This is a genomic window from Pseudomonas sp. ICMP 460, from assembly GCF_002723595.1.
GTDB lineage: Bacteria > Pseudomonadota > Gammaproteobacteria > Pseudomonadales > Pseudomonadaceae > Aquipseudomonas > Aquipseudomonas kitaguniensis.
Map to the genome: position 1 here is coordinate 121,289 of NZ_LKBR01000011.1, position 24,593 is coordinate 145,881.

Sequence of the window (24,593 nt, forward strand, 5' to 3'; positions counted from 1 at the left end):
GGGCTTTTTTACGCCGCCTCAGTCGCGGGCAAGCGCTTCAATCGGGTCCAGCCGCGCCGCATTACGTGCCGGCACAAACCCGAAGATAATGCCGATCAGGCTTGAACACACAAACGCGGTAATAATCGACTCCAGCGAAAACACCATCTGCCATTCCTTGATCAGCAGCGAAAACACAAAGCCGATACCGAATGACAATGAAATACCGATAACCCCGCCGATCAGGCAGACCATCACCGCCTCCACCAAAAACTGTTGGCGAATATCTGACTGACGTGCGCCCACGGCCATGCGGATACCAATTTCGCGGGTGCGTTCGGTCACCGATACCAGCATGATATTCATCACGCCGATGCCGCCCACCACCAACGAAATCAACGCGATCAGCGACAGCAGCAAGGCCAGCGACTGGCTGGTTTTCTGCACGGTTTGCATAATGCTGTCGAGGTTGTAGGTGAAGAAGTCCTTGGTGCCGTGGCGTTGCTCCATCAGTTTGATCACGTTGTCTTCCACCACCTTGCTCGGCTGGCCGTCCTTGATGCGCACGGTGATGCTGTCAAGGTAACGCTGGCCCAACAGCCGGCCCGCCGCGGTTTCGTAAGGCACCCACACATTCAACGCCTTGCTGGTGTTGAAGATGTTTTTGTTGTCTGCCGCCACGCCAATCACCGTGCAGGGTAAGTTACCCACCAGGATTATTTGGCCGAGGGCGTCAACGTTCGGCCCGAACAAGCGGTTACGCGTGTTGTGATCGATCACTACCACCTGCGCCTGGCGGGTGTCGTCATCCTGGCTGAAGGTGATGCCTTCGGCCAACTTGATCCCGCGCACCTGGAACGAGCTGGCGCTGACCCCGTTGACCGTCGCGTCGACGTCGATATTGCCAAAGCGCAGCAACAGGTTGCGCCCGGCGTTGGGGGTCGCGCTGTCGATGTAATGCAATTGGCTCAGCGCCGTGACATCCGCCAACACCAGCGTTTCGATGGCCGAGGCATGGCTGTCGCCAAAATCGGTGCCGGGGTAAATGTCGATGGTGTTACTGCCAATCGCCTGAATGTCACTCAGCACGTAGCGCTTGGCGCCCTCGCCGATCGCCACGATCGACACCACTGAGGTGATGCCGATGACAATACCGAGCATGGTCAACAACGTGCGCATGCGGTGTGAAATCAACGCGACCCACGCCATCACAAACGCTTCCTTGAACAACCCCAGGCTCGCCACCAGGCGGCGACCGGGTTTGGCCTTGGTCGCGGTGGCGTCGGGGGCTGCCAGCTCCACGCCGACGCGCTCATTGACGCGGTCACTGAGCACCTCACCGTCACGCATTTCAATAATGCGCTCGGCGTTCGCGGCCACCTTGGGGTCGTGGGTCACGATGATCACGGTGTGGCCGGCCGCGTGCAGCTCCAATAGGATATTCATCACCTCTTTGCCGCTGGCGGTGTCGAGGGCGCCGGTCGGTTCATCGGCCAGAATCACTTGCCCGCCATTCATCAACGCGCGCGCAATACTCACGCGTTGCTGTTGCCCGCCAGACAACTGGCTGGGGCGGTTGGCCAAGTGCGTCGCCAGCCCGAGCCGCGCCAGCAGTTCCTTGGCGCGGCTGTGGCGCTGGCCCTCGGGCACGCCTGCGTAGATCGCCGGCATCTCGACGTTGTGCATGGCGCTCAGGTGCGGCAGCAAGTGGTAGCGCTGGAAGATGAACCCGAAGTGGTCACGGCGCAGCTCTGCCAGTTCCTGGTCGCCCAAGTCGCGGGTTTCGCGGCCGCTGATGGTGTAACTGCCGTCGGTGGCGTAATCCAGGCAGCCAAGAATGTTCATCAGGGTCGACTTGCCGGACCCCGACGCGCCGGTGATGGCCACCATTTCCCCGGCGTTGATGGTCAGGTTGACATCCTTGAGGGCCATAAAGGCCTTTTCGCCCGCGATAAAACTGCGGCTGATGCCTTTGAGCTCCAACAGTGCTTGGGTCATGGTCAGATCCCCGCCACGGCCGGCGTCGGATCACCGATCACCACCTTGTCACCTTCAGCCAGGCCGTCGTTGATCTGCGCCTTGACGTTGTTGTTGATGCCCACTTTAACGTTGCGGTCCTGCGCGTGGCCGGTCTCGTCGAGCACACGCACCACGTAGGAGCCGTCGGTATTGCGTTTGCCGAGTGCGGCCACCGGCACCAACAACACATCCTTGGCGGTATCGCGCACGATGCGCACTTGGGCGGTCATCGAAATACGCAGGCGGTGGTCCGGGTTGGGTACATCGAACAAGGCGTTGTAGAACACCGCCGTGTTGGTTTTGGGCGTACCCGCCGCCTGCGTGTCGAGGTAGTTCTGCGGCGCCGGTTCAGTGCCGCGCAGTTTGGCGTAATAACGCTTGTTGGCTTCGCCAAGAATGGTGAAGTACACCTCTTGGCCCGGCTGGATGTGGATCACGTCCGCTTCCGACACCTGAGCCTTGACGGTCATGGTGTCCAGGTCCGCCAGTTTGAGCAGCACCGGTGCCAATTGCTCGGCGATCACGGTCTGGCCTTCCTGGGTAACGATGCCCACTACGTCGCCATCGATCGGCGCAATAATGCGCGTGTAGCCGAGGTTGACCTTGGCGGTGTCGATCTGGATGCGTGCATTTTTCAGCTGGGCATCCAACGCGACCAGGTTGGCGTTTTGCACCAGGTAATTGGATTCAGCGGTTTCGAAATCCTGCTTGGAAATCGCCGCATCCGATTGCAGTTTGCTGTAGCGCTCCCACACCGATTTGGTCTGCGCCAGTTGCGCCGACGTGGCCTTGCGCTGCGCCTCCAGGTTTTCTTCGCTGACTTGGGCCTGACGCAGGGTGTTCTGCAGCACCAGCGGGTCGATTTCCGCCAGCCACTGGCCCTTCTTGACCTTATCGCCGAGCTTGACCTTCAGTGACTTCAATTGGCCCGAGACTTGCGCGCCCACGTCAACCTGCTTGACCCCTTGCAGAATCCCGGTGGCCAGCACCGAGTTTTCAATCTCGCCACGTTCCACCTTGGCGGTCAGGTACTGCGGCGGCTCAGCCGGCGCTTGCACGGAATAGATAATCAGCCCTGCCACAACAACCAGACCCAGGCCCCAGACAATCTTGCGAAACTTTGGCTTTTCCATAGATGACCACTAATACGTTGAAAGGTAGACCCGGCCAATCGCCGGGCTGCGCACTAAGCTGCGTGACGGTTCGCTTCAGATAAGGGCGCAAGCGCCTGTGCCGGCTCCCCCTTTGACATGGTTCATGACGTCACCTTGCCTGCCGGTACGACCAAGCCGTCGTGCCACCACGACGCGAGGCTGTACACGTGCGGCGCCTTGAGCAGCGTGAAATGGTTGCCTGGGCCGTACCAGGTTTCCAAACCCTCTGCGTATTTGCCCCAGCCTTCGATCATGTCGGCTTGCTCGCGTTGATTGCCCTGCGCATCCAGGCTCGGATCATCGGCCAGCACCAGGCGCACCGGGCCGATGTAGTGCTGGCGGGGCCGGTAAACCGTGCGTAACGCCGCGCCGAAAGCGCGCGCCGGTCCGTACATCACCTCCGGCGTCGAACGCGCCGACAGCATGCCCGCGCGCACCATTCCCGCGTGCAACGCCGCCAGTTGTTGCGCTTCGTTGAGGCTGACAAACGCTTGCCGGTCAATGCCCAAGGGTTTGCCTGCCGCCAGTTGCATGGTGTCGATCAGCCGCTCCAGCACTTGCGTTGCGGTGTAGGGCTTGCCGACCACGCCATTGCCGCCGGGCGACTCGCTGTCGACCAAGGTCAACGACGCCACTTCACGCCCACGCGCCTGCAACTGCAGCGCCATTTCGAACGCCACCCAGCCGCCGAAGGAATGCCCCAACAGATGCACCGGGCCACTTGGACACACCTGCTCAAGCGCGACCAGATAGGCACTCGCCGCCGCTTCCACGCGGCTATGCGGCACCGCTTTGCCGTCCAGCCCGCGCGGTTGCAGGCCATGAATCGGCCAAGTCGGGCCGAAGGCATCGGTGAGGCCGATAAAACCGGTCACACTGTCGCCGGCGCCCGGCACGCAGAACACCGGTGCACGCCCTGCCTGCCCACTTTGAATGGTTAACAGCGGTTGATACGGCGCATTAGTCGCAAGCGCCGGTGCCTTGGCCAGCGCGGCGCCAATGGCTTGCCCGAGTGCCTGGATATGCGGCGCCTGCATCATGCTTTGGTGATCGCCCGGTACATCGATGCGCTGCAACAACGTAGCCGGAACCACCTGATCCCAGCCCAACGTTGCGCTGCTGCGCGAGGCCTCGTCGGTACGCTGTTCGGCGGTAAATAAATGCACCGGGACGGTCAGCGGGCACAGGGTGTAATGCGCCTGCGCATGCCCATGCGCCACTTCACGGTCCAGGTAGGCAAACAACGCCTCACGCGGCAGCGCCGCCAGTTGCGGTTGCAGCAACCGGGCGTCACGGCAACGCTGCCACAGGCTGTCAAAGTCGAGGTGCGCCACCTCGCGCTCAAGTGTTGCCAGGGTGGCCGGCGCTTGCGGGTCCAACGGCGGCTGCGCGGCGCAAAACGCGCTGCACAGCTCCAGCAGGTGCAGGCTGTGGGCGTTGGCCGCCGACCAGCGCGCCTTGCCTTGGTCGACCAGACGCGGCACATGGGTGTCGATCAGCCCGACGAATTCCACCGCCTCGTCCATGCCGAGCAACTGCGCGGCGATCTCATAGGCCAGCACGCCGCCGAACGACCAGCCGGCCACGCGGTACGGCCCGTGCGGCTGAACCGAGCGCATCAGTGCGATATGCCGCGTCGCCAGGCACTCCATGCTACGCAGTTGCGGTTCACCCCACGACAAACCCGGCAAGCCATACACCGGAATCTGCGCGTCGATGTGTTGCGCCAACGCCGGAAAATACACGTCGAGCCCGCTGAACTCATGCACCAGGAACAGCGGGGTTTGACTGCCGCCACGGCGCACCGTGACCAGCCCATCGTGCTGCGGCTGTGGCGCCTGCGTGCGCAGGCGCAGCATCGCCGCCATCGACGCGACACTGGCGTGCTGGAAGCACTCCGCCAACGTCACCTGAACATTCGCCTGCGCCAGTTGGCTGACCAGACGAATCGCCAGCAAGGAATGCCCGCCCATTTCAAAGAAATTGTCGTGGCGCCCTACCCGCACCAGCTTCAAGACCTCGGCCCAGCACGCGGCGAGGGTTTCTTCCAGCGCATCCGCTGGCGCCTCGTAGTCGCGGCTGAGCACCGCCTGTTCAGGGGCCGGCAAGGCTTTGCGGTCGAGCTTGCCGTTCGGCGTGACCGGCAGCGTGTCCAGGTGCACAAAGGCACTCGGCAGCATGTACTCCGGCAGGTGGGTCAACAGCTCTTCGCGCAGTTGCTCAAGCGTGCCCGTCGTACCACACAGGTACGCCACCAACTGCTTGCCACTGACCTGCCCGGCGCTGTCGTCGCGCGCCATTACCACCGCCGCACGCACGCCTTCGCAGGCCAGCAGCGCACTTTCGACTTCGCCCAGCTCGATGCGGAACCCACGGATTTTCACCTGGTCATCGTTACGCCCGAGGTATTCCAGGCTGCCATCCACCAGCCAGCGGCCGAGGTCGCCGGTTTTATACAAGCGGCCCACGCCGTCGCTGAACGGGTCACTCAGAAAACGCTCGCTGCTTAACTGCGGTTGATTGAGGTAGCCACGCGCAACACCAACACCGGCGAGGTGAATTTCGCCCGTCACGCCCACCCCGGTCGGGTTGCCGTGCGCATCCAGCACGTACGCACGCATGTTGGCAATCGGCTTGCCGATCTTGCGTGGCTGCGGGTTGGCGGCGAACACTTCACTGGCGGTGGCAATAATCGTCGCTTCGGTCGGGCCGTAGGTATTCAGCAAGCGCGGCGTATGCCCGCTGCGCAGGAACCAATGCTGCACCGCGTCCGGGCTCAGTTCCTCGCCACCCACCACAATCATGCGCACCGAGGCCGGGATTGCGGCGTCGCGGTCTTGCGCCAGGCCCTGCCAGAAACGCGTGGGCAGGCTGATAATCGACAAGCGTGCTTGCGCCGCCAATGCCCAGAAGTGCGCGGCATCGGTCAACCAGGCGGCACTACGCAGCACCAGGGTGGCGCCACAAGTCAGCGCGCCGAAAATTTCCTCAATCGACGCGTCGAAGTTGATCGTCGCAAATTGCAGCGTGCGGTCACCAGCGGTCAGCCCGGTCAAGTCGCGAATCGCCTGGATCTCGTTGCACAGCCCGGCATGCTCGATCATCACGCCTTTGGGCTGCCCGGTAGAACCGGACGTGTAGAGCACGTAAGCGAGGTGTTCGGCGGTCAGCCCACGCTCCTCGGCCAGCGGGTTGTGCGGGCTCAACTCGCGCCACGGCTGCAGCGCACTGTTCAAGGTCAGAACCTGCACGCTTTCCGGCAGTGCACCGAGCAACGGCAGTACCGCGTACTCGCTGAGCAACACGCGCGGTGTGCTGTCGGCGAGCATGAACGCCAAACGTTGTGGCGGATACGCCGGGTCCAGCGGCACGTAAGCGGCACCGGCCTTCAGCGTCGCGAGCAACCCCACGATCATCTGCAGGCCACGCTCGAGCGCGATGGCCACGCGGTCATCCGGTTGCACACCGAGGGCGATCAGGTGATGCGCCAACTGGTTGGCCTGGGCATTCAGTTCGGCGTACGTCAGTTGCTGACCTTCATACTCCAAAGCGATTGCATCGGCGTGGAGCAGCACCTGCTCCTCGAACAACGCGTGGATCAAGCGGTCCTGCGCAGCGTCGGTACGCGTTTGGTTGAAGTCCAGCAGCACCTGGCGGCGCTCGGCCAACGGCAAAATATCCAGGCTGCTCAACGAGGCGTCCGGGGTTCGCTCCAGGGCATCGACCAGGCTCTCCAGCGCGCCGTGCATATAGCCGCAAAGACGCTGTGCACCCACGCCCGGGGTGACTTGGACCGTGAGGCCAAACGCCTCGCCAAAATCATCGACGTCCAGCGACAGCGGGTAGTTGCTGCGTTCTTCGCCGCCCAGCGCCTGAATGCCCGCCCATACCGCGATGTCTTCACTGGAAGCCGCAGCGGCACTGTGCCGGTAATTGAGCAAGGCACTGAACAGCGGCGCCGGAGCGGCCACGCCGCTGCAACGCTGTGCCAGCGCCAGCGAAGCGTGTTCGTGGCTTAACAACCTGCTCAAGCGTGCATGCGTGGCCTTGACCCCGGCATACACACTGTCGGCGCCCACGCTGATGCGCAGCGGCAAGGTATTGATAAACAGCCCCAGCGCGCGTTCGCCACCTTGCATGCCGCCCATCAACACGGTGCCGAACACCACCTCAGCCTGGCCACACACATGCCCCAGCACTTGCGCCCACGCCATGTGCATCAGGCTTGCGGCGCTCACGCCCAATTGCCGCGCACTGGCGCGCACACGCTGGCCGAGGTCGTCGTCCACGCGCAGGTGCGCCAGCTCCAGCACGCCGCCCGCGTGCACGTCGTGCAGGCCAAACGGCAGGGTTGGCTCGTCGATGTCGGCAAGCATCTCGCTGAAAAACGCTTCATGCTCCTGCTCGGTCATCCCGAGGCGTGCCTGAGCCACATAGTTGCGGTACGGCACTGGCGCATTCAAACGGCCTTCCTGGCCCGACAGGAACGCCTGCAATTCGTGTTGCAGAATGTCCATGGCAACGTGGTCGAACAGCATGTGATGGAACATCAACAAAGCTGCCCAGTGTTGCTGCTGTGCGTCGTAGGCATACACCAGGCGCATCAGCGGCGCGTCGCGCAGGTCCATGCGGAAACGCTGCGGGTTGAAGCGCTCGCGCAATTGCGCGCCCGCCTCGGCATCGCCTGCCAGCGCGATCTCTTCCAGCGCGAACGGTACGTGGCGCAACACCACCTGCACCGGCTCGCTCAAGCCATCCCAGCGCATGGCGGAGCGCAGGATGTCGTTACGTTCGATCACGCCCTGCAACGCGAGGGCAAAGGCTGCGAGCCGCTCGTGAGAATCGAAGTTAAACGACGCCTGCTCCAGGTACAGGTCGCCCTCCTCGGCCAGCAAGTGGTGGTAAAGGATGCCCTCTTGCAACGGCGTCATCGCGTAGATGTCTTGCACGTTGGCCAGTTGGCCCGGCACACCGGCAACCAAGCTGTCGATTTCATCCTGGCTAAGGCTGGCCAGCGGCAGCATTTGCGGGGTAATGCGTCGGCAATCAGCGCTGATAGCGTTCGGCGGGATCACCAGCGCGCGGCTGCCGCCCACTACCTTGGCCAGCCCGGCCAGCGTCGGGTGGGTAAACAGTGCACCGACGTCGACCCGCAGGTCTTCCTGGCGCAGGCGCTCCACCAGTTTGACCGCCAGCAGCGAATGCCCGCCCAGCTCGAAGAAGTTGTCGTGGCGCCCCACTTGCTCCAGTTGCAAAACCTGCGCCCAGACCAGCGCCAGGCTGCGTTCGATACGGCCTTGCGGCGCTTCGTAATCACGGCTGGCCACGGCCGACTGGTCCGGTGCCGGCAGCGCCTTGCGGTCGAGCTTGCGGTTCGGTGTCAGCGGCAATGCCTCAAGCAGCACAAACGCGCCCGGGATCATGTATTCCGCCAACAGCGGCGCCAGGTAGCTGCGCAAGCCGGCGGCGCTCAAGCTGGCGCCGGCATGCGGCACCACGTAGGCCACCAGGCGCTTCTCGCCAGGGCGGTCTTCACGCGCAATCACCGCGGCCTCTTTGACCCCGACACAGTTGCCGAGCCTGGACTCGATCTCGCCCAACTCGATACGGAAGCCACGCACCTTGACCTGGAAGTCATTGCGCCCCAGGTACTCGATACGCCCATCCGCCAGGTAGCGCGCCAAGTCACCGGTTTTGTACATGCGCGCGCCTTGCACCTCACTGAACGGGTCGGCGAGGAAGCGCTCGGCACTCACCGCGTCGAGGTTCAGATAGCCTCGGGCAACGCCATCGCCGCCGATGAAAATCTCCCCGGCCACGCCGAACGGCACGGGTTGTTGCTGGCTGTCGAGCAGGTAAATACGTGTGTTGGCCATCGGTTTGCCGATGGTTGCGTTGCCGCTGCCTTCGACACCCGCCAGCGCATCGTGGCTGACGTAGGCGGCGGTGCACGACACGGTCGCCTCGGTCGGGCCATAGGTGTTGATCAAGCGGGTATGGGCCGGGCGCACCTCGTCCCAGAGTTTTAATTTCTGCGCCGACAGTGCGTCACCGGTGACGTTAATCAGGCGTACATGGCGCAAACGCTCCTCGGCCTGCAACGGCGTGTGGTGCCATTCAGCGGCCAGGGTGTGCCAGTGCGCGGCCGTCAGGTGCAGGAAGGTCGGGCGGATCGCCGGGTCCTGCGCCGCGTCGGTGCCGAACACGTGCCGGCTCGGCGCCGGGGTGGCGCCCGCCAGCAAGGCCGGGAAGATTTCCTCTACCGACAGGTCGAAGTTCAAGGTGTTTTGCTGCAACACCGTGTCGTCCGGCGTCAACCCGAACAGGCGTGCCGCGTCGAGGCTGTAGTTGACCAGCCCACGGTGTTCGATCATTACGCCCTTGGGGTTACCGGTAGAGCCCGAGGTGTAAATCACATACGCCAGGTGCTCGGCGGTCAGGCCTGGCACCTGCGGGTTGTGCTCGGCACCGCTCAACGGCGTGTCCAGAAGCACTTGCGCGATGGCCAGCGCCGGCAAGCGGTCCAGCAACGCGTGCTGGGTCAGCAGCACCGACGGCGCGCTGTCCTCAATCATGTAGGCCAGGCGCTCCGGCGGGTAATGCGGGTCCAGCGGCACATACGCCGCGCCTGCCTTGAGAATCCCGAGCAGGCCGACCAGTACTTCGTCACCGCGCTCGGCGCAGATCGCCACGCGGTCGTCGGGGCCAACGCCCAAGCCAATCAGGTGGTGAGCCAGGCGGTTGGCGCGGCGGTTCAACTCGGCGTAACTCAAACGCTGATCTTCGAACGCCACCGCAACGGCCTCGGGGCGCGCCTCGACCTGCGCTTCGAACAGCTGATGAATCGTGCTGTCGTGGGCGTAGGCCACCTCGGTGTCATTAAGTTCATGCAGCAGGTAGGCACGTTCCTCGGCGTCGAGCAGCGTGATCTGCGCCAGCAGCGCCTGGTCGTCGGCGACCATCGCGTGCAACAGCCGCTCGAAGTAGCCGATGTAACGGCGCACCGTGGCCTCGTCGAACAGCGCCGTGGCGTACTCAAGGTTGCCGGCGATGTGCCCTTGCACTTCGCTGAGGTCCAGCGACAGGTCGAACTTGGCAAAATTGCTGGTTTCGCCAACCCCTTCAAATTGCAGGTCGCCGAGTACCAGGCTTGGGCCGTCGCTGGCCTGCCAGGTCAACAAGGTCTGGAACACCGGGCTGTGCGCCAGGCTGCGCGGCGGTTTGACCACCTCCACTACCTGTTCGAACGGCAAGTCCTGATGCGCTTGCGCGGCCAGCGTGCGGTCTTTGGCATGGGCCAGCAAACCGGCCACGTTAAGCGCTGCACCGGCTTCGATGCGCACCGCCAGGGTGTTGACGAACAGGCCGATCAGCCCTTCGACTTCAGCGCGCATGCGGTTGGCGACCGGCGAACCGATCACCACCTCTTCCTGCCCGGACAAACGACACAGCAACGCGCCCCACGCCGCCATCATGGTCATGTACAAGGTCGCGCCGTGACGCTGGCTCAAGGCTTTAAGCCCGGCCGTCAGCTCAACATCCAGCAGCAGGCTCAAGGTTGCGCCGCTGTAATCCTGTTGCGCAGGGCGTGGGCGGTCGGTCGGCAACATCAACAACGCCGGTGCATCGGCCAGCGCGTGCTGCCAATACTGGCTTTGTTGCTGCAGCACTTCGCCGCTCAACCAGCGCCGTTGCCACACGGCGAAGTCGCTGTATTGCAAAGTCAACGCGGGCAGCGGGTCGTCCAGGCCTTGACGGAACGCTGCGTACAGCGCCATCAGCTCGCGGGTCAGCACGCCCATCGACCAGCCATCGGAGACGATGTGGTGCATGGTCAGCAACAGCACATGGTGGTCGTCCGCCAGGCGCAACAGGCTCGCTCGAATCAGCGGCCCCTGCTCCAGGTTGAACGGTTCAAGGGCTTCGGCACGCACCCGCGTTTGCAGGGCGTCGTCGCCGTCCACGTCGAGGCGCAAGAGCGCAAAGGCGCGCTGGGCCGGGTCGATGTGCACGCGCGGTTCGTTGTTGTGTCGAACAAAGCGGCTGCGCAGGGTTTCGTGGCGCGCAACAATACGCGTCAGCGCCTGCTCCAGCGCGTCCGCGTCTAACTGGCCGCGCAGGCCCAAGCCAAGCGGCATGTTATAGGCGGTGCTGGCGCCTTCCATCTGCGCCAGGAACCACAAACGTTGCTGGGCAAACGACAGCGGCAAGTCTTGGTCACGCGGCACCGGCAAGATCGCCGGCAAGGTGCTGCGCGCAGCCTGCGCCAGCACTTTCGCCAAGGCGGCCAGTTGCGGCTGGGCGAACAATTCGCCGAGCGCCAGCTCTACGCCCATGCGTTGACGCACTTGAGAGATCAAGCGCATCGCCAACAGCGAATGCCCGCCCAATTCAAAGAAATGCCCCTGGCGACCCACCTGCTCCAGCCCCAGCAGTTCCTGCCAGATCTGCGCCAGCGTGATCTCGATCTCGCCCTCAGGCGCTTCATAGGCAGCACTGACCACGGCGTCCAGCCCCGGCGCCGGCAATGCCTTGCGGTCCAGCTTGCCGTTGGGGCTCAGCGGCAATGCCGCGAGCTGAACATACGCCGACGGCACCATGTACTCCGGTAAGACGCCTTGCAGGTGCGTGCGCAGGTCCTCGATCTGCGGCCCCTGCGCGCCTGCCTGCGGCGTGAAGTAGCCGACCAGGCGTTCGTCACGCACCAACACAGCGGCTTCGAGCACCTGCGGATGTGCGGCGAGCAGCGCTTCAATTTCGCCGAGTTCGATGCGCAGGCCGCGGATTTTCACTTGGTCGTCATTGCGGCCGAGGTATTCAAGCGTGCCATCGGGCCGGTAACGCGCCAGGTCGCCGGTGCGGTACATGCGCCCCTGCGCCGTGAACGGATCGTCGAGGAAGCGCTCGGTGCTGAGGTCTTCGCGGCCCAGGTAACCGCGCGCCACGCCGGCGCCGCCGATGTACAACTCACCGACACTGCCGGTCGGCAGCAGTTGCGCGCAGGCGTCGAGCACGTACAGCGTGACGTTGCGCAGCGGCCGGCCCAACGGAATCTCGCCTGCCGTGTACTGGGTAAAGTCTGGGTTGACCGCATGCCAGGCCACCACGTCACTGCATTCAGTGGGGCCATAGCTGTTGATGAACTGCGGCCGTGGCACCGCGAGTTTTTCCAACTGCGAGAGTTTGATTGGCTCGCCGCCCAGCACCACCCGCCGCAGGTTGCTCAACGCGTGCTGTTGATCGGCCTCGATCAGCGTATAGAACGCACTCGGCGCCAGGTTGATGTGGGTGATCTGCTGCTCGGCGATCTGACGCACGATGCTCGCAGGGTCGAACGGGCTGTCCGCCAGGTGCAAAGTGGCGCCGACCGCGAGGCTGGCGAAGATGTTTTTCTGGGTCAGGTCGAAGCTGTGCGAGGTCAAAAGCAACACCGCGTCCTGCGCGTTCAGCCCGACTTCATCGAGGTACCAGCCGAGCATGTTGACCACGCCCTGGTGCTCGACCATCACGCCTTTTGGCTGGCCGGTCGAGCCCGAGGTGTAAATCACATAGGTCAGGTGCGTGGCGGCCAGCTCGGCAATCTGCGGGTTGTTTAGGCTTTGTTCGGTCGCACCCGCGTGGTCGAGGTCGACCACCGCCAGGCTCAGCTCGGCGGCCAAGTGCGCGGTGCTGCCATGCACCAGCAATGCTGCCGGCGCGCTGTCTTGCAGCATGTAATGGATGCGCTCGATCGGGTAATTCGGGTCGATCGGCACGTAGGCGCCGCCCGCCTTGAGAATCGCCAGCAGGCCGACGATCAGCTCGGCGCTGCGCTGCACGCAAATCGCCACGCGCACGTCCGGCTGCACACCCAGCGTGCGCAAATGATGGGCGAGCTGATTGGCGCGCTGGTTAAGCTCACGGTAGGTCAGCGCCTCGCCGGCAGCCTGCACGGCCACGGCATCAGGCGTGCGCATGACCTGCGCTTCGAACAGGCTGTGAACCGTGGCCGGGTTGAGCGCCGTGCGCAGGCCGCTCAGGTCGGCCAATTGATGTTGACGCTCTTGGTCATCCAGCAGCGGCACTTGCTCGAGCACGCACTGATCGTCCGCGACCATCGCGCGTAACAGGCGCTCGAAATAGCCCAGATGGCGAATCACCGTGGCTTCATCGAACAGCGCGGTGGCATAGCTCAACGCGCCGATGATCTGGCCCTCGGCTTCGCTCAGTTCCAACGACAGCTCAAATTTCGCCGCAGTGTTGATCTGGCCGATGCTCTCCAGCACCAGATCGCCGAGTGCCAACGCTGCGCCCTCGTTGTTCTGCCAGGTCAGCATCGTTTGGAAAACCGGGCTGTAAGCCATGCTGCGCGCCGGTTTGATGATGTCCACCACCTGCTCGAACGGCAGGTCCTGATGCGCCTGTGCGCTCAGGGTCTGGGCCTTGACGCGTGCCAGCAAGGCGTGTGCGGTCGGCGCACCGGAAGCATCGATGCGCAGCGCCAATGTGTTGACGAACAGGCCGATCAGGCCTTCGACTTCAGCGCGGGTGCGGTTGGCCACCGGCGAACCGATGACCACCTCATCCTGCCCGGACAAGCGACTCAACAGCGCGCCCCACGCCGCCAGTGTGGTCATGTACAACGTAGTGCCATGCCGCTGGCTCAAGGCTTTGAGGCCCTGCGTCAGTTCTGCGTCCAATTGCAGGTGCAGCACCGCACCGGTGAAGTCCTGCTGCGGCGGGCGCGCACGGTCGGTGGGCAACGCCAGCATCGCCGGCGCACCGGCCAGGGTCTGCTGCCAGTACAGGCTTTGTTTTTGCAGCACCTCACCGCTCAACCAGCGGCGTTGCCACACGGCAAAGTCGGCGTATTGCAATTCAAGCGCTGGCAACGGGTCGGCCTGGCCCTGGCTGAAGGCGGCATACAACGCCACCCACTCGCGGGTCAGCACGCCCATCGACCAGCCATCGCAGACCACGTGGTGCAAGGTCATCAGCAACACATGGTGCGCATCGCCCATGCGCACCAGACGCGCCCGCAGCAACGGGCCGTTGACCAGGTCAAACGGCGCCAGCGCTTCGTGTTCGGTCAATGCCTGCAACTGCTGCTGCGCGTCAGCCTGTTCGCGCAAATCATTCTGCACCAGCACAAACGAGCCCTCGACCGGCGTGATCAGCAACTGCGGCTGATCATTATCGAGAACAAACGCACTGCGCAGCACTTCGTGGCGGCTGACGATCTGCGCCAGCGCGCGTTCCAGCGCCAGCGCGTCGAGTTCACCGCGCAGGCTCAGACCGATGGGCATGTTGTAGGCGGCCCCGACGTTTTCCATCTGCGCCAGGAACCACAGGCGCTGCTGCGCAAACGACAGCGGCAGCGCTTCTTCACGCGACACCGGCAGAATCGGCGGCAGGTTACTGCGCCCGGTCTTCGCCACTGCCTGCGCCAATGCCGACAGTTGCGGGTGGTCAAACAGCGCCGCCAGGTCCAGCTCAACCCCGAGTTGCAGGCGCACCTGGGAAATCAAGCGCATCGCCAACAACGAATGCCCGCCCAGTTCAAAGAAGTGGTCCTCACGCCCGACCTGCTCGACCTTGAGCACCTGGCTCCAGATCTGCGCCAGCGCGATTTCAACTTCGCCTTGCGGCGCTTCGTAGCCACGGCTAAGCAACGCGTGCTGATCGGGCACCGGCAACGCCTTGCGGTCGACCTTGCCGTTGTTGGTCAATGGCAGGTTGTCGAGGTGCACATACGCGCTCGGCACCATGTAGTCCGGCAGTTGCTCTTGCAAGTAGTCACGCAGCGCTTCGATTTCAAGCGCCGCGTGCGCGGTGAAATACGCCACCAGGCGCTTGTGCCCCGGCTCGTCTTCACGCGCCAGCACGATCACATCCTTGACCTGCGGGTGTTCGCTCAAGCGATTTTCGATTTCCCCCAGCTCGATACGGAAGCCGCGAATCTTCACCTGGTCGTCGTTACGGCCCAGGCACTCCAGCTCGCCCTTGGCCAACCAGCGGCCCAGGTCACCGGTGCGGTACATCAACGCAGCGCTTTCATCACTGAACGGGTCGACGAGGAACTTCTCGAGCGTCAGCTCAGGGCGGTTCAGGTAACCCTTCGCCACCCCTTTGCCGCCAATGTAGATTTCACCGATGACGCCCAGCGGCACCGGTTGCTGACGCTCATTGAGCAGGTAAATGCGCGTGTTCGAAATCGGTCCGCCGATCGGCACGCTCTCGGCCTCTTCAGCCACCGCGCGCACTTCAAACGTAGTGGCATAGGTGGTGGTTTCAGTCGGGCCATAGCAATGCACCAGGCGCAACTGCGGCGCATGCGCCAACAGGCTGCGGAACGCCGCCGGGTCGGCGCGCTCGCCACCGCACAAGAGCATGCGCAGGCCTTTGAGCGCGTCGGGAATCAGCTGCACATACTGGTTAAACAGCGCGGTGGTGGTGAACAAAATGGTGGCTGCCGATGCGCTCAACACCTCGCCGAAGCGCTGCGGGTTGAGCAGCGTAGCGTGATCAATCACCACCACTTGGCCGCCATTCAGCAACGCGCCCCACACGTCCATGGTACTGGCGTCAAACGCCGGGTTGGAGGCAAAGGCGATGCGGTCATGCGCGCCAAAATCGGCGTAGCCGTTGTTGATCACCAACCGCGTGATGCCCCGGTGCGGCACCAGTACGCCTTTGGGCACGCCGGTGGAGCCGGAGGTGTACATGATGTACGCCACCGATTCCGCCGATTGCTCGAGGCCCGGGTTGTGTTCGGGCACATCTACCAGGTCGAGCGCATCCAGGTCGACGCGCTGCACCGCGTGAACGGCATCTTCGTCACGGGTGGTGAGTAACCATTGCGCGCCGCTGTCTTCGATCATGAAGCCCTGACGGTCCGCCGGGGCATTGATGTCCAGCGGCACATACACCGCCGCGCACTTGCTGATCGCCAGTTGGCTGACCAGCAGTTCAAACGAACGCTCGAGCAGGATCGCCACGCTGTCGCCTGGCGTTACGCCAAGGCCAATCAGGTGGTGCGCCAGGCGGTTAGCCCGGCGATTTAATTGCTCGTAGCTCAGCGACTGTTCGCCGTGGACCGCCGCAGGCGCTTGCGGCCGTGCCTGAACCTGCGCTTCAAACAGCGCGTGCACGGTGGACGCATGCGGGTAGGCACGCGCGGTCTGATTGAAGGTTTCCAGCAATTGTTGGCGCTCGGCTGCTGGCAAAATCGACATCGTGTGCAACTCGGTGCCCGGCGCATGTTCCAGCGCATCGACCAAGTGCTGCAACGCGGCCTGCATATAGCCGCACACCCGTTGCGCGCCGACCTTTACCAAGGCTTGGGCATTCAGTTGGAAGCCTGCGACAAAGTCATCGACGTTGAGCACCAGCGGGTAGTTGGTGCGTTCTTCCATGCTCAGCGCCTGGATGCCTTCCCAGGCAGCAATATCAGCGCCGGATACCTCGGCCTGTGCACTGTGGCGGTAATTGAGCAAGGTATTGAACAGTGGCTGCGCCGCAGGCAAACCGCTGCAATGCTGAGCCAGCGACAACGAGGCGTGTTCATGCGCAAGCAGTTGCGACAACTGCGCGTGGGTCGCACGCACCGCTTCGCGGGCGCCGTGCGCGCCCACACTGACGCGCAACGGCAAGGTGTTGATGAACAGGCCCAAGGCCCGGCCGGAGCCTTCGCCGCCTTGCAGGCGACCGAGCAGCACGGTGCCGAACACCACTTCATCGCGGCCCGCCACTTGCCCCAGCACCTGGCCCCACGCCAAGTGCATCAGGCTCGCAGCGCTGACGCCCAGCACGCGTGCCTGCTCGCGCAAGCGCCCGCTGAGCACGCTGTCGAGCATCAGGTGCGCTTCTTCGATGCCGTTGCCGTCGCCCTGCACATCCTGCAAGCCGAACGCCAGCGTCGGTTCGTCGATGTCGCCGAGCATCTGGCGGAAGAACCCTTCGTGCGCCTCGCGATCAGCGCCGTGGCGCGATTGCGCCACATGGTTGCGATAGGGAATCGACGGCGGCAACTGCTCGGTACTGCCCTTGAGGCTGGCCTGCACTTCGCCGATCAACACCTCAAGCGCGGTGTGGTCGAGCACCATGTGGTGGAACAGCAAGATGCCCACCCAGCGCTGGTTAGGCGTGTCCTGGGTGTACGCCAGGTGCATCAGCGGTGCACGGGTCATGTCGAGGCGGTAGTGGCGCGGGTCGAACTGGCGGTGCAGTTGCGCAAGCACATCGCCTTCGTCCGGGTCGATGAGCACTTCTTCAAGGCCCATCGTCGCTTGGCGCCAGACTACCTGCACCGGCTCGTCGAGCCCTTCCCAGGCCATGCTGCTGCGCAGAATGTCGTGGCGGTCGATCACGCTTTGCAGCGCCTTGGCGAACTGATTGACCAGCTCCGGGCCGGCAAAGGCAAACTTCATGTGCAGCAAGTAGGCGTCGCCTTGCGGCGCGGCCAAGTGGTGATAGAGCATGCCGTCTTGCAATGGCGCCAGGCTGTAGATGTCCTGCACATTGCGCGTGCCGCCCGCTACGCTGGCGACAATACGGTCGATGGCGGCCTGGTCCAGCGCTGCCAGCGGCAGCAAGTCGGGGGTAATGTGTTGGCAATCGGCGGTAATCCGGTTGGCCGGCACCACGCGCTCCTGATGGCCACTGACCGCGGCCGCCAGCGCAGCCAGGGTCGGCTGGCCGAACAGCACGCGCACGTCGGCGCTCAGCTCAAGTTGGCGCATGCGCTCGACCAGCTTGACCGCCAGCAACGAATGGCCGCCCATTTCAAAGAAGTTATCGTGGCGGCCCACGCGCTCAACGCCGAGCAGTTCTTGCCAGAGCGCGGCGAGGGTTTGCTCGACTTCGCCTTGCGGCCGCTCGTACTCGCGACGGGCCAACGCGTCGGCGTCCGGTGCTGGCAAGGCCTTGCGGTCGAGCTTGCCGTTGGTGGTCAGCGGCAAGCTTGCGAGCATGACGAATGCGCTGGGCACCATGTAGTCAGCCAGTGACAGCAACAACTGCGTGCGCAGGTCAGCCGCCGAAGGTTCAGCGCCGTCGGTGGCTATAACGTAAGCCACCAGGCGTTTGTTGCCCGGTTGGTCTTCGCGGGCGATGACCACCGCGTCGCGCACGCCGTCACACGCGGCCAGCCGCGCTTCGATCTCGCCCAGTTCGATACGGAAACCACGGATTTTCACCTGGTCGTCGTTGCGCCCCAGGTAGTCGATGCTGCCGTCGGCCAGCCAGCGCCCCAGGTCACCGGTTTTATACAGGCGCGCGTCGGCGCGACCGCTGAAGGGGTCGGCAATAAAGCGTTCGGCGTTCAGCTCAGGCCGGTTCAGGTAGCCACGCGCAACGCCCGCGCCGCCCACATACAACTCGCCCACCACACCGACCGGCACCGGTTCGCGCTGGCTGTCGAGCACGTACACCTGCAAGTCGGGAATGCGCCCGCCAATCGGGCTGACGCCGACCAACTGCGCATCGGCTGCTTGCAGGGCACGGTACGTCACGTGCACCGTGGTTTCGGTGATGCCGTACATGTTCACCAGTTGCGTGCCGGTGTTGGCGACACGCGCATACCACGGTTTGAGCATGCCCGGTTCGAGCGCTTCACCGCCGAAAATCACTTGGCGCAAGGAGTGCTTCAAGGCGCTCTGGCCTTGCGCCGCGATCAATTGGCGGAACGCGCTTGGGGTTTGGTTGAGCACGGTCACGCCGGCGCTGCACAGCAGCGCGTAGCACTCGTCCGGCGAACGGCTGGTGAGTTGCGGCACCACCAGCAACTCACCGCCGTGCACCAGCGCGCCCCAGATTTCCCAGACCGAAAAGTCGAAGGCGAACGAGTGAAACAACGCCCACACGTCCTGATCATTAAAGTTGAACCAGCCTTCGGTGGCCGAGAACAGCCGCGCTACGTTGCGGTGTTCGATCATCACGCCCTTGGGCAAACCGGTGGAACCGGAGGTGTAGATCACGTAGGCGAGGTTGGCCGAGGTAAGGCCCGCGACGACCGGGTTGGTTTCGGGCGCGGCGTGCAGTTGCGCTGAATCCAGATCAATCACCGGCGCAGACAGCTCTATGACGCGCGCGGCAGTCGCGGCCTGCACCAGCACCGCCACCGGGGCGCTGTCGTGCAAGGTGTAGTTGATGCGCTCTTGCGGGTACGCCGGGTCAATCGGCACATAACCGGCACCGGCCTTGAGAATGCCGAGCAGGCCGATGATCATTTCCAGGCCACGCTCGACGCAGATCGCTACACGCTCATCCAGGCGTACGCCCAGGCTCAACAAGTGGTGCGCGACCTGGTTGGCGCGGCGGTTCAATTCGGCGTAGCTCAGGCGCTGGTCTTCAAATACCACTGCCGTGGCGTGCGGCCGTTCGCGTGCCTGGCGCTCAACCTGGTGATGAATCAACGCGGCGTCGGCGAACAGGCTGTCGGTAGCATTCCAGTGTTGCAGCAGTTGCTCACGCTCAACGGCCGGCAGAATCGACAGCCCGAGCACCGACGCTTGCGGCGTCTGTTCGAGCGCCTCGACCAGGTGCTCCACGGCGCACTGCATGTAACCGCACACGCGCTCGGCGCCAATCGCGCCATCAGCCATGACCGACAGGCTGAACGCTTCACCCATGTCGTTGACCGACAAGGTCAGCGGGTAGTTGGTGCGCTCCTTACTGTCGAGCACGCTGATGCCTTCCCATGCGGCGGCGGCCTGTTCGGACACGTCGGCACCGCCGAGCTGGCGGTAGTTAAGCAGCGAACTGAACAGCGGCGTCGACGCCGCGACCTTGCTGCAGCGCTGCGCCAGCACCAGCGAGGCATGCTCGTGGCCGAGCAGCCCGGTCAAGCGTGCGTGGGTGCTCTTGACCATCGCGCGCACGCCCGCCTCACCCAGGCTGATGCGCAGCGGCAAGGTATTGATGAACATGCCCAGCGCACGGTCAGAACCTTCACCGCCTTGCAGGCGCCCGAGCAACACCGTGCCAAACACCACGTCATCGCGCCCCGACACGCCGCCGAGTACCCGCGCCCACGCCAGGTGATACAGGCTGGCCGGGGTCACGCCCAACTGGCGCGCCTGAGCGCGCAGGCGCTGGCTGAGCGTGTCATCGAGCAGGCGGTTAACCTCTTCAACACCGTGGCCTTCGCCCTGCACGTCCTGCAAACCGAAGGGCAGCGTCGGCTCATCGATGTCACCAAGCATTTCACTGAAGAACGCCTCATGCTCTTCGCGGCTGACGCCCATGCGCGCTTGCGCCACGTAGTTGCGGTACGGCACTGAAGCGGCCAGTTGCGCCTCTTCACCACGCGTATGCGCTTCAATTTCGGCCGTCAGCATGCGCAGCGAGGTGGCGTCGTCGACCAGGTGGTGCAGCAGCAACACAGCCACCCAACGCGCGTTGGGCACATCTTCGCTGTAACCGATGCGCATCATCGGCGCCTGGCGAATATCCAGGCGATGGTGACGCGGGCTGAGGTGTTCGCTCAGTTGCTCGGCAATATCGCCGGCGGCCGGGTCCAGGTGGATTTCATCCAGGCCCAGTTCGGCTTCACGCCAGACCACTTGCACCGGTTCGTCCAGCCGCTCCCAAACCACGGCGGTACGCAAAATGTCATGCCGCGAAATCACCCCTTGCAGCGCGCTGGCGAAGCTTTGCAGGCGCTCACGGCTGTCGAAGCTGAAGGTCACGTATTGCAAGTATGGGTCGCCTTGGGCGGCGGCCAGGTGGTGATACAAAATGCCCTCTTGCAGCGGCGCCAGGCTGTAGATTTCCTGGACGTTGGCCGCACCGCCCGGCACGGTCGCAACGATACGCTCGATAGCGGTTTGGTCGAGTTCGGCCAGCGCCAGCATGTCCGGGGTGATGTGTGCGCAGCCACTCGGCACGCGATTCGCCGGTACCTCCACGCCTTTGCTCGCGCCGGCCACCGCCGCCGCCAGTGCGGCCAGGGTGGGCTGCCCGAACAGCACACGTACATCGGCGCCCAGCCCGACCTGGCGCATGCGCTCGATCAACTTGACCGCCAACAACGAGTGGCCGCCCAGTTCAAAAAAGTGATCCTGGCGGCCTACTTGCTCAACCTTGAGCAAGTCTTGCCAGATCGCCGCGATTGCAACTTCTACGTCGCCCTCGGGCGCTTCGTAGTGCCTGCGGGCCAACGCATCGGCGTCCGGCGCCGGCAGGGCTTTGCGGTCGAGCTTGCCGTTGGTGGTCAGCGGGAACTGCTCCAGCAGCACAAACGCGGCAGGAACCATATAGTCGGCGAGTGACAGCAGCAATTGCGTGCGCAACTCGGCAGCGCTCGGCTGCGCGCCTTCGCTGCCAATCACATAGGCCACCAAACGCTTGTCGCCGGGCTGGTCTTCACGCGCGATCACCACGGCTTCACGCACACCGTTGCACGCGGCGAGGCGCGCTTCGATCTCACCCAGCTCGATACGGAAACCGCGAATTTTAACCTGGTCATCGTTGCGTCCCAGGTAGTCGATGCTGCCGTCTGCCAGGCGCCGCCCCAAATCGCCGGTCCGGTACAGGCGTGCATCGGCGCGGCCACTGAACGGGTCGACGATAAAGCGTTCGGCGTTCAGCTCAGGCCGGTTCAGGTAGCCACGCGCAACGCCTGCGCCACCCACATACAACTCACCGACCACGCCAACCGGCACCGGCTCGCCGCGTGGATCCAGCACGTACAGCTGCAAGTCAGGAATGCGCCCGCCAATCGGGCTCACACCGACCAACTGCGCATCGGCCGCGTGCATCGCGCGGTAGGTCACGTGCACCGTGGTTTCGGTGATGCCGTACATGTTCACCAGTTGCGTGCCGGCGTTGGTGGCGCGGGCGTACCAGGGTTTGAGAATCCCCGGTTCCAACGCTTCGCCGCCAAAGATCACTTGACGCAGCGAGTGTGTGAGTTGGCTTTGGCCCTGCGCGACGATCAACGCGCGAAAAGCGCTTGGGGTCTGGTTGAGGATGGTCACGCCGGCGCTGCACAGCAGTGCATAACACTCATCCGGCGAACGGCTGGTGAGTTGCGGCACCACCAGCAATTGGCCGCCGTGCACCAGCGCGCCCCAGATTTCCCAGACCGAGAAGTCGAAGGCAAACGAGTGGAACAAGGCCCACACGTCATGCTGGTTAAAGTTGAACCAGCCTTCGGTGGCGCTGAACAGGCGCGCCACGTTGCGGTGCTCGATCATCACGCCCTTGGGCAGGCCGGTGGAACCGGAGGTGTAGATCACATAGGCCAGGTTGGCCGAGGTCAGGCCCGCCACCTGCGGATTGTGCGTGGGCCGGGCTTGCCAATCGCCGGCATCCAGGTCGATAACCGCTGCCGACAACTCGGCGACGCGCGCGGCGGTGGTCGCCTGTACCAGCACCGCAACCGGCGCACTGTCTTGCAGCGTGTAGCTGATGCGTGCTTGCGGGTACGCCGGATCAATCGGCACATAACCGGCACCGGCCTTGAGGATGCCGAGCAGGCCGACAATCATCTGCACGCCGCGCTCGACGCAGATCGCCACGCGCTCATCCGGGCACACGCCGAGGCTCAGCAGGTGGTGTGCGAGCTGATTGGCGCGGCGGTTCAATTCGCCGTAGCTGAGGGCCTCGCCTTCAAACAGCACGGCGATTGCGTCCGGCTGTGCGGCCGCCTGCGCTTCGACTTGGCTGTGGATCAGCGCGCTGTCGGCAAACACGGCGTCGGTGCTGTTCCAGTGGTGCAACAGGTGTTGGCGCTCGGTGGCGGGCAAAATGCCGAGGCTCTGCAACGGCGCATCCGGCGTTTGCTCAAGCGCGGCCACCAGGCTTTCCAGCGCGGCGTGCAAGTAGTGCGCGACACGCGCGGCGCCGATACCGACATCCGCCAGAATCGTGATATGGAAGTCGTCGCCGAGGTCATCAAGGTTGACGGTCAACGGGTAGTTGGTGCGTTCTTCCGCGCCCAAGGCTTGCATGCCGGCCCAGGCGGACTCGGCTTCGGCGCTGCCGCCAGAGGCACTGTGACGGTAGTTGAGCATCGCGCTGAACAACGGCGTCGGGGTTGCCACGGCGCTGCAGCGCTGGGCCAGGGCCAGCGAGGCGTGCTCGTGTTTAAGCAAGGCGGTCAGGCGATCATGCGTCAGCTTGAGGCCGCTGCGCACACTTTGCTCGCCCACGCTGACACGCAACGGCAAGGTATTGATGAACATCCCAAGGGCACGGTCCGAGCCCTCGCCCGCGTGCATGCGCCCCAACAATACGGTGCCGAACACCACTTCATGGCGGCCAGACACCTTGCCCAGCACCTGCGCCAGGGCCAGGTGCATCACGCTGGCGGCACTCACCCCGTGTTGCCGCGCCTGCGCACGCAGCCGCTGGCTCATGCCGGGCTCAACCATCAAGCGGCTTTCTTCGATACCGTGGCCGTCGCCCTGCACGTCCTGCAGACCGAACGGCAGGGTTGGCTCGTCGATGTCACCAAGCATCTCGCGAAAGAATGTTTCGTGCTGTTGTTCGCTGACCCCAAGACGCGCCTGCGCTACATAGTTGCGGTACGGCACCGGCTCGCCCAAGTGCTCGGTCAGCCCCAGCAGGAACGCCTGCATTTCGCGCAACACCACGTCCATCGCGGTGTGGTCCAGCGCCATGTGATGAAACAACAGCACGGCCACCCAGCGCTGGTTCGGCGAGTCTTCGGCAAAGGCCACACGCATCATCGGCGCCTGGCGAATATCCAAACGGTAAGTGCGCGCATCAAAGCGCGCTTGCAGTTGGCTCAGCACGTCACCGTCACGCGGCGCCAGGTGCACCTCTTCGCTGACCAACGTGGCCTTGCGCAGCACCACCTGTACCGGTTCATCGAGGCTTTCCCAGACCACGGTGGTGCGCAAAATGTCATGGCGCTGCACCACGTATTGCAGCGCCTGAGTGAAGCTTTCAAGGCGTTCGCGGCTGTCAAAAGCGTAGTGCGCTTGCAGCAGGTAAGGGTCGCCCTGTTCGGCGGACAAATGGTGGTACAGCATGCCTTCCTGCAACGGCGCCAGCGGATAGATGTCCTTGACGTTGCCCACGCCACCGGGCACAGCCTCGACGATGCGGTCGATGCTGGCTTGATCGAGCGCTGCCAGCGGCAGCATCTGCGGGGTGATGCGATACGCCGGGCTGACCCAGTCACCACCGTTGCGGCCAATCAACTCAAGCAATTGCGCCTTGTGCTTGCGCAGGTTGTCGAACAGCTCATCGTCGAGCCCCTCATCGTCGCCCAGGATAACCAGGTCATCCCCTTCACGTTGCAGGTGGATCGCGTGGGTTGAAAGAACTGCCATCAATTCGCTGAAGTGCATTTTGTAACCTGCTTAAGATTCGGAAACGGTGACGAGAAAGTCCGGCTTCAGATGCAACGTAATGTCCGAGCGTCGAACAGCAGCGTTTGGGCCTTCATGGGCCAAATGCTGTAGCCGTCAGGTTCAAAAAGAGCATGGG

General features: G+C 63.7%; 3 protein-coding genes. All 3 read right to left on the reverse strand.

Annotation, left to right across the window (positions count from 1 at the left end; genetic code table 11):
• Positions 1-18: 18 nt before the first annotated feature.
• Positions 19-1,977 carry a MacB family efflux pump subunit gene (locus AO240_RS09815; RefSeq protein WP_099236375.1) on the reverse strand — a complete coding sequence of 653 codons (1,959 nt, stop codon included), beginning with the start codon at positions 1,975-1,977 and terminating at the stop codon, positions 19-21.
• 2 nt (positions 1,978-1,979) lie between these two features.
• A complete protein-coding gene (macA, locus tag AO240_RS09820) occupies positions 1,980-3,131 on the reverse strand; it encodes a macrolide transporter subunit MacA (protein WP_058411217.1) in 1,152 nt (383 codons plus the stop codon).
• Positions 3,132-3,253: 122 nt separating this feature from the next.
• Positions 3,254-24,454 carry a non-ribosomal peptide synthetase gene (locus AO240_RS09825; RefSeq protein WP_099236376.1) on the reverse strand — a complete coding sequence of 7,067 codons (21,201 nt, stop codon included), beginning with the start codon at positions 24,452-24,454 and terminating at the stop codon, positions 3,254-3,256.
• Positions 24,455-24,593 lie beyond the last annotated feature (139 nt).

Coding starts and splice junctions, on each gene's coding strand:
- AO240_RS09815 (WP_099236375.1), bottom strand. CDS start 1,977: ATGACCCAAGCACTGTTGGAGCTCAAAGGCATCAGCCGCAGTTTTATC.
- macA (WP_058411217.1), bottom strand. CDS start 3,131: ATGGAAAAGCCAAAGTTTCGCAAGATTGTCTGGGGCCTGGGTCTGGTT.
- AO240_RS09825 (WP_099236376.1), bottom strand. CDS start 24,454: ATGCACTTCAGCGAATTGATGGCAGTTCTTTCAACCCACGCGATCCAC.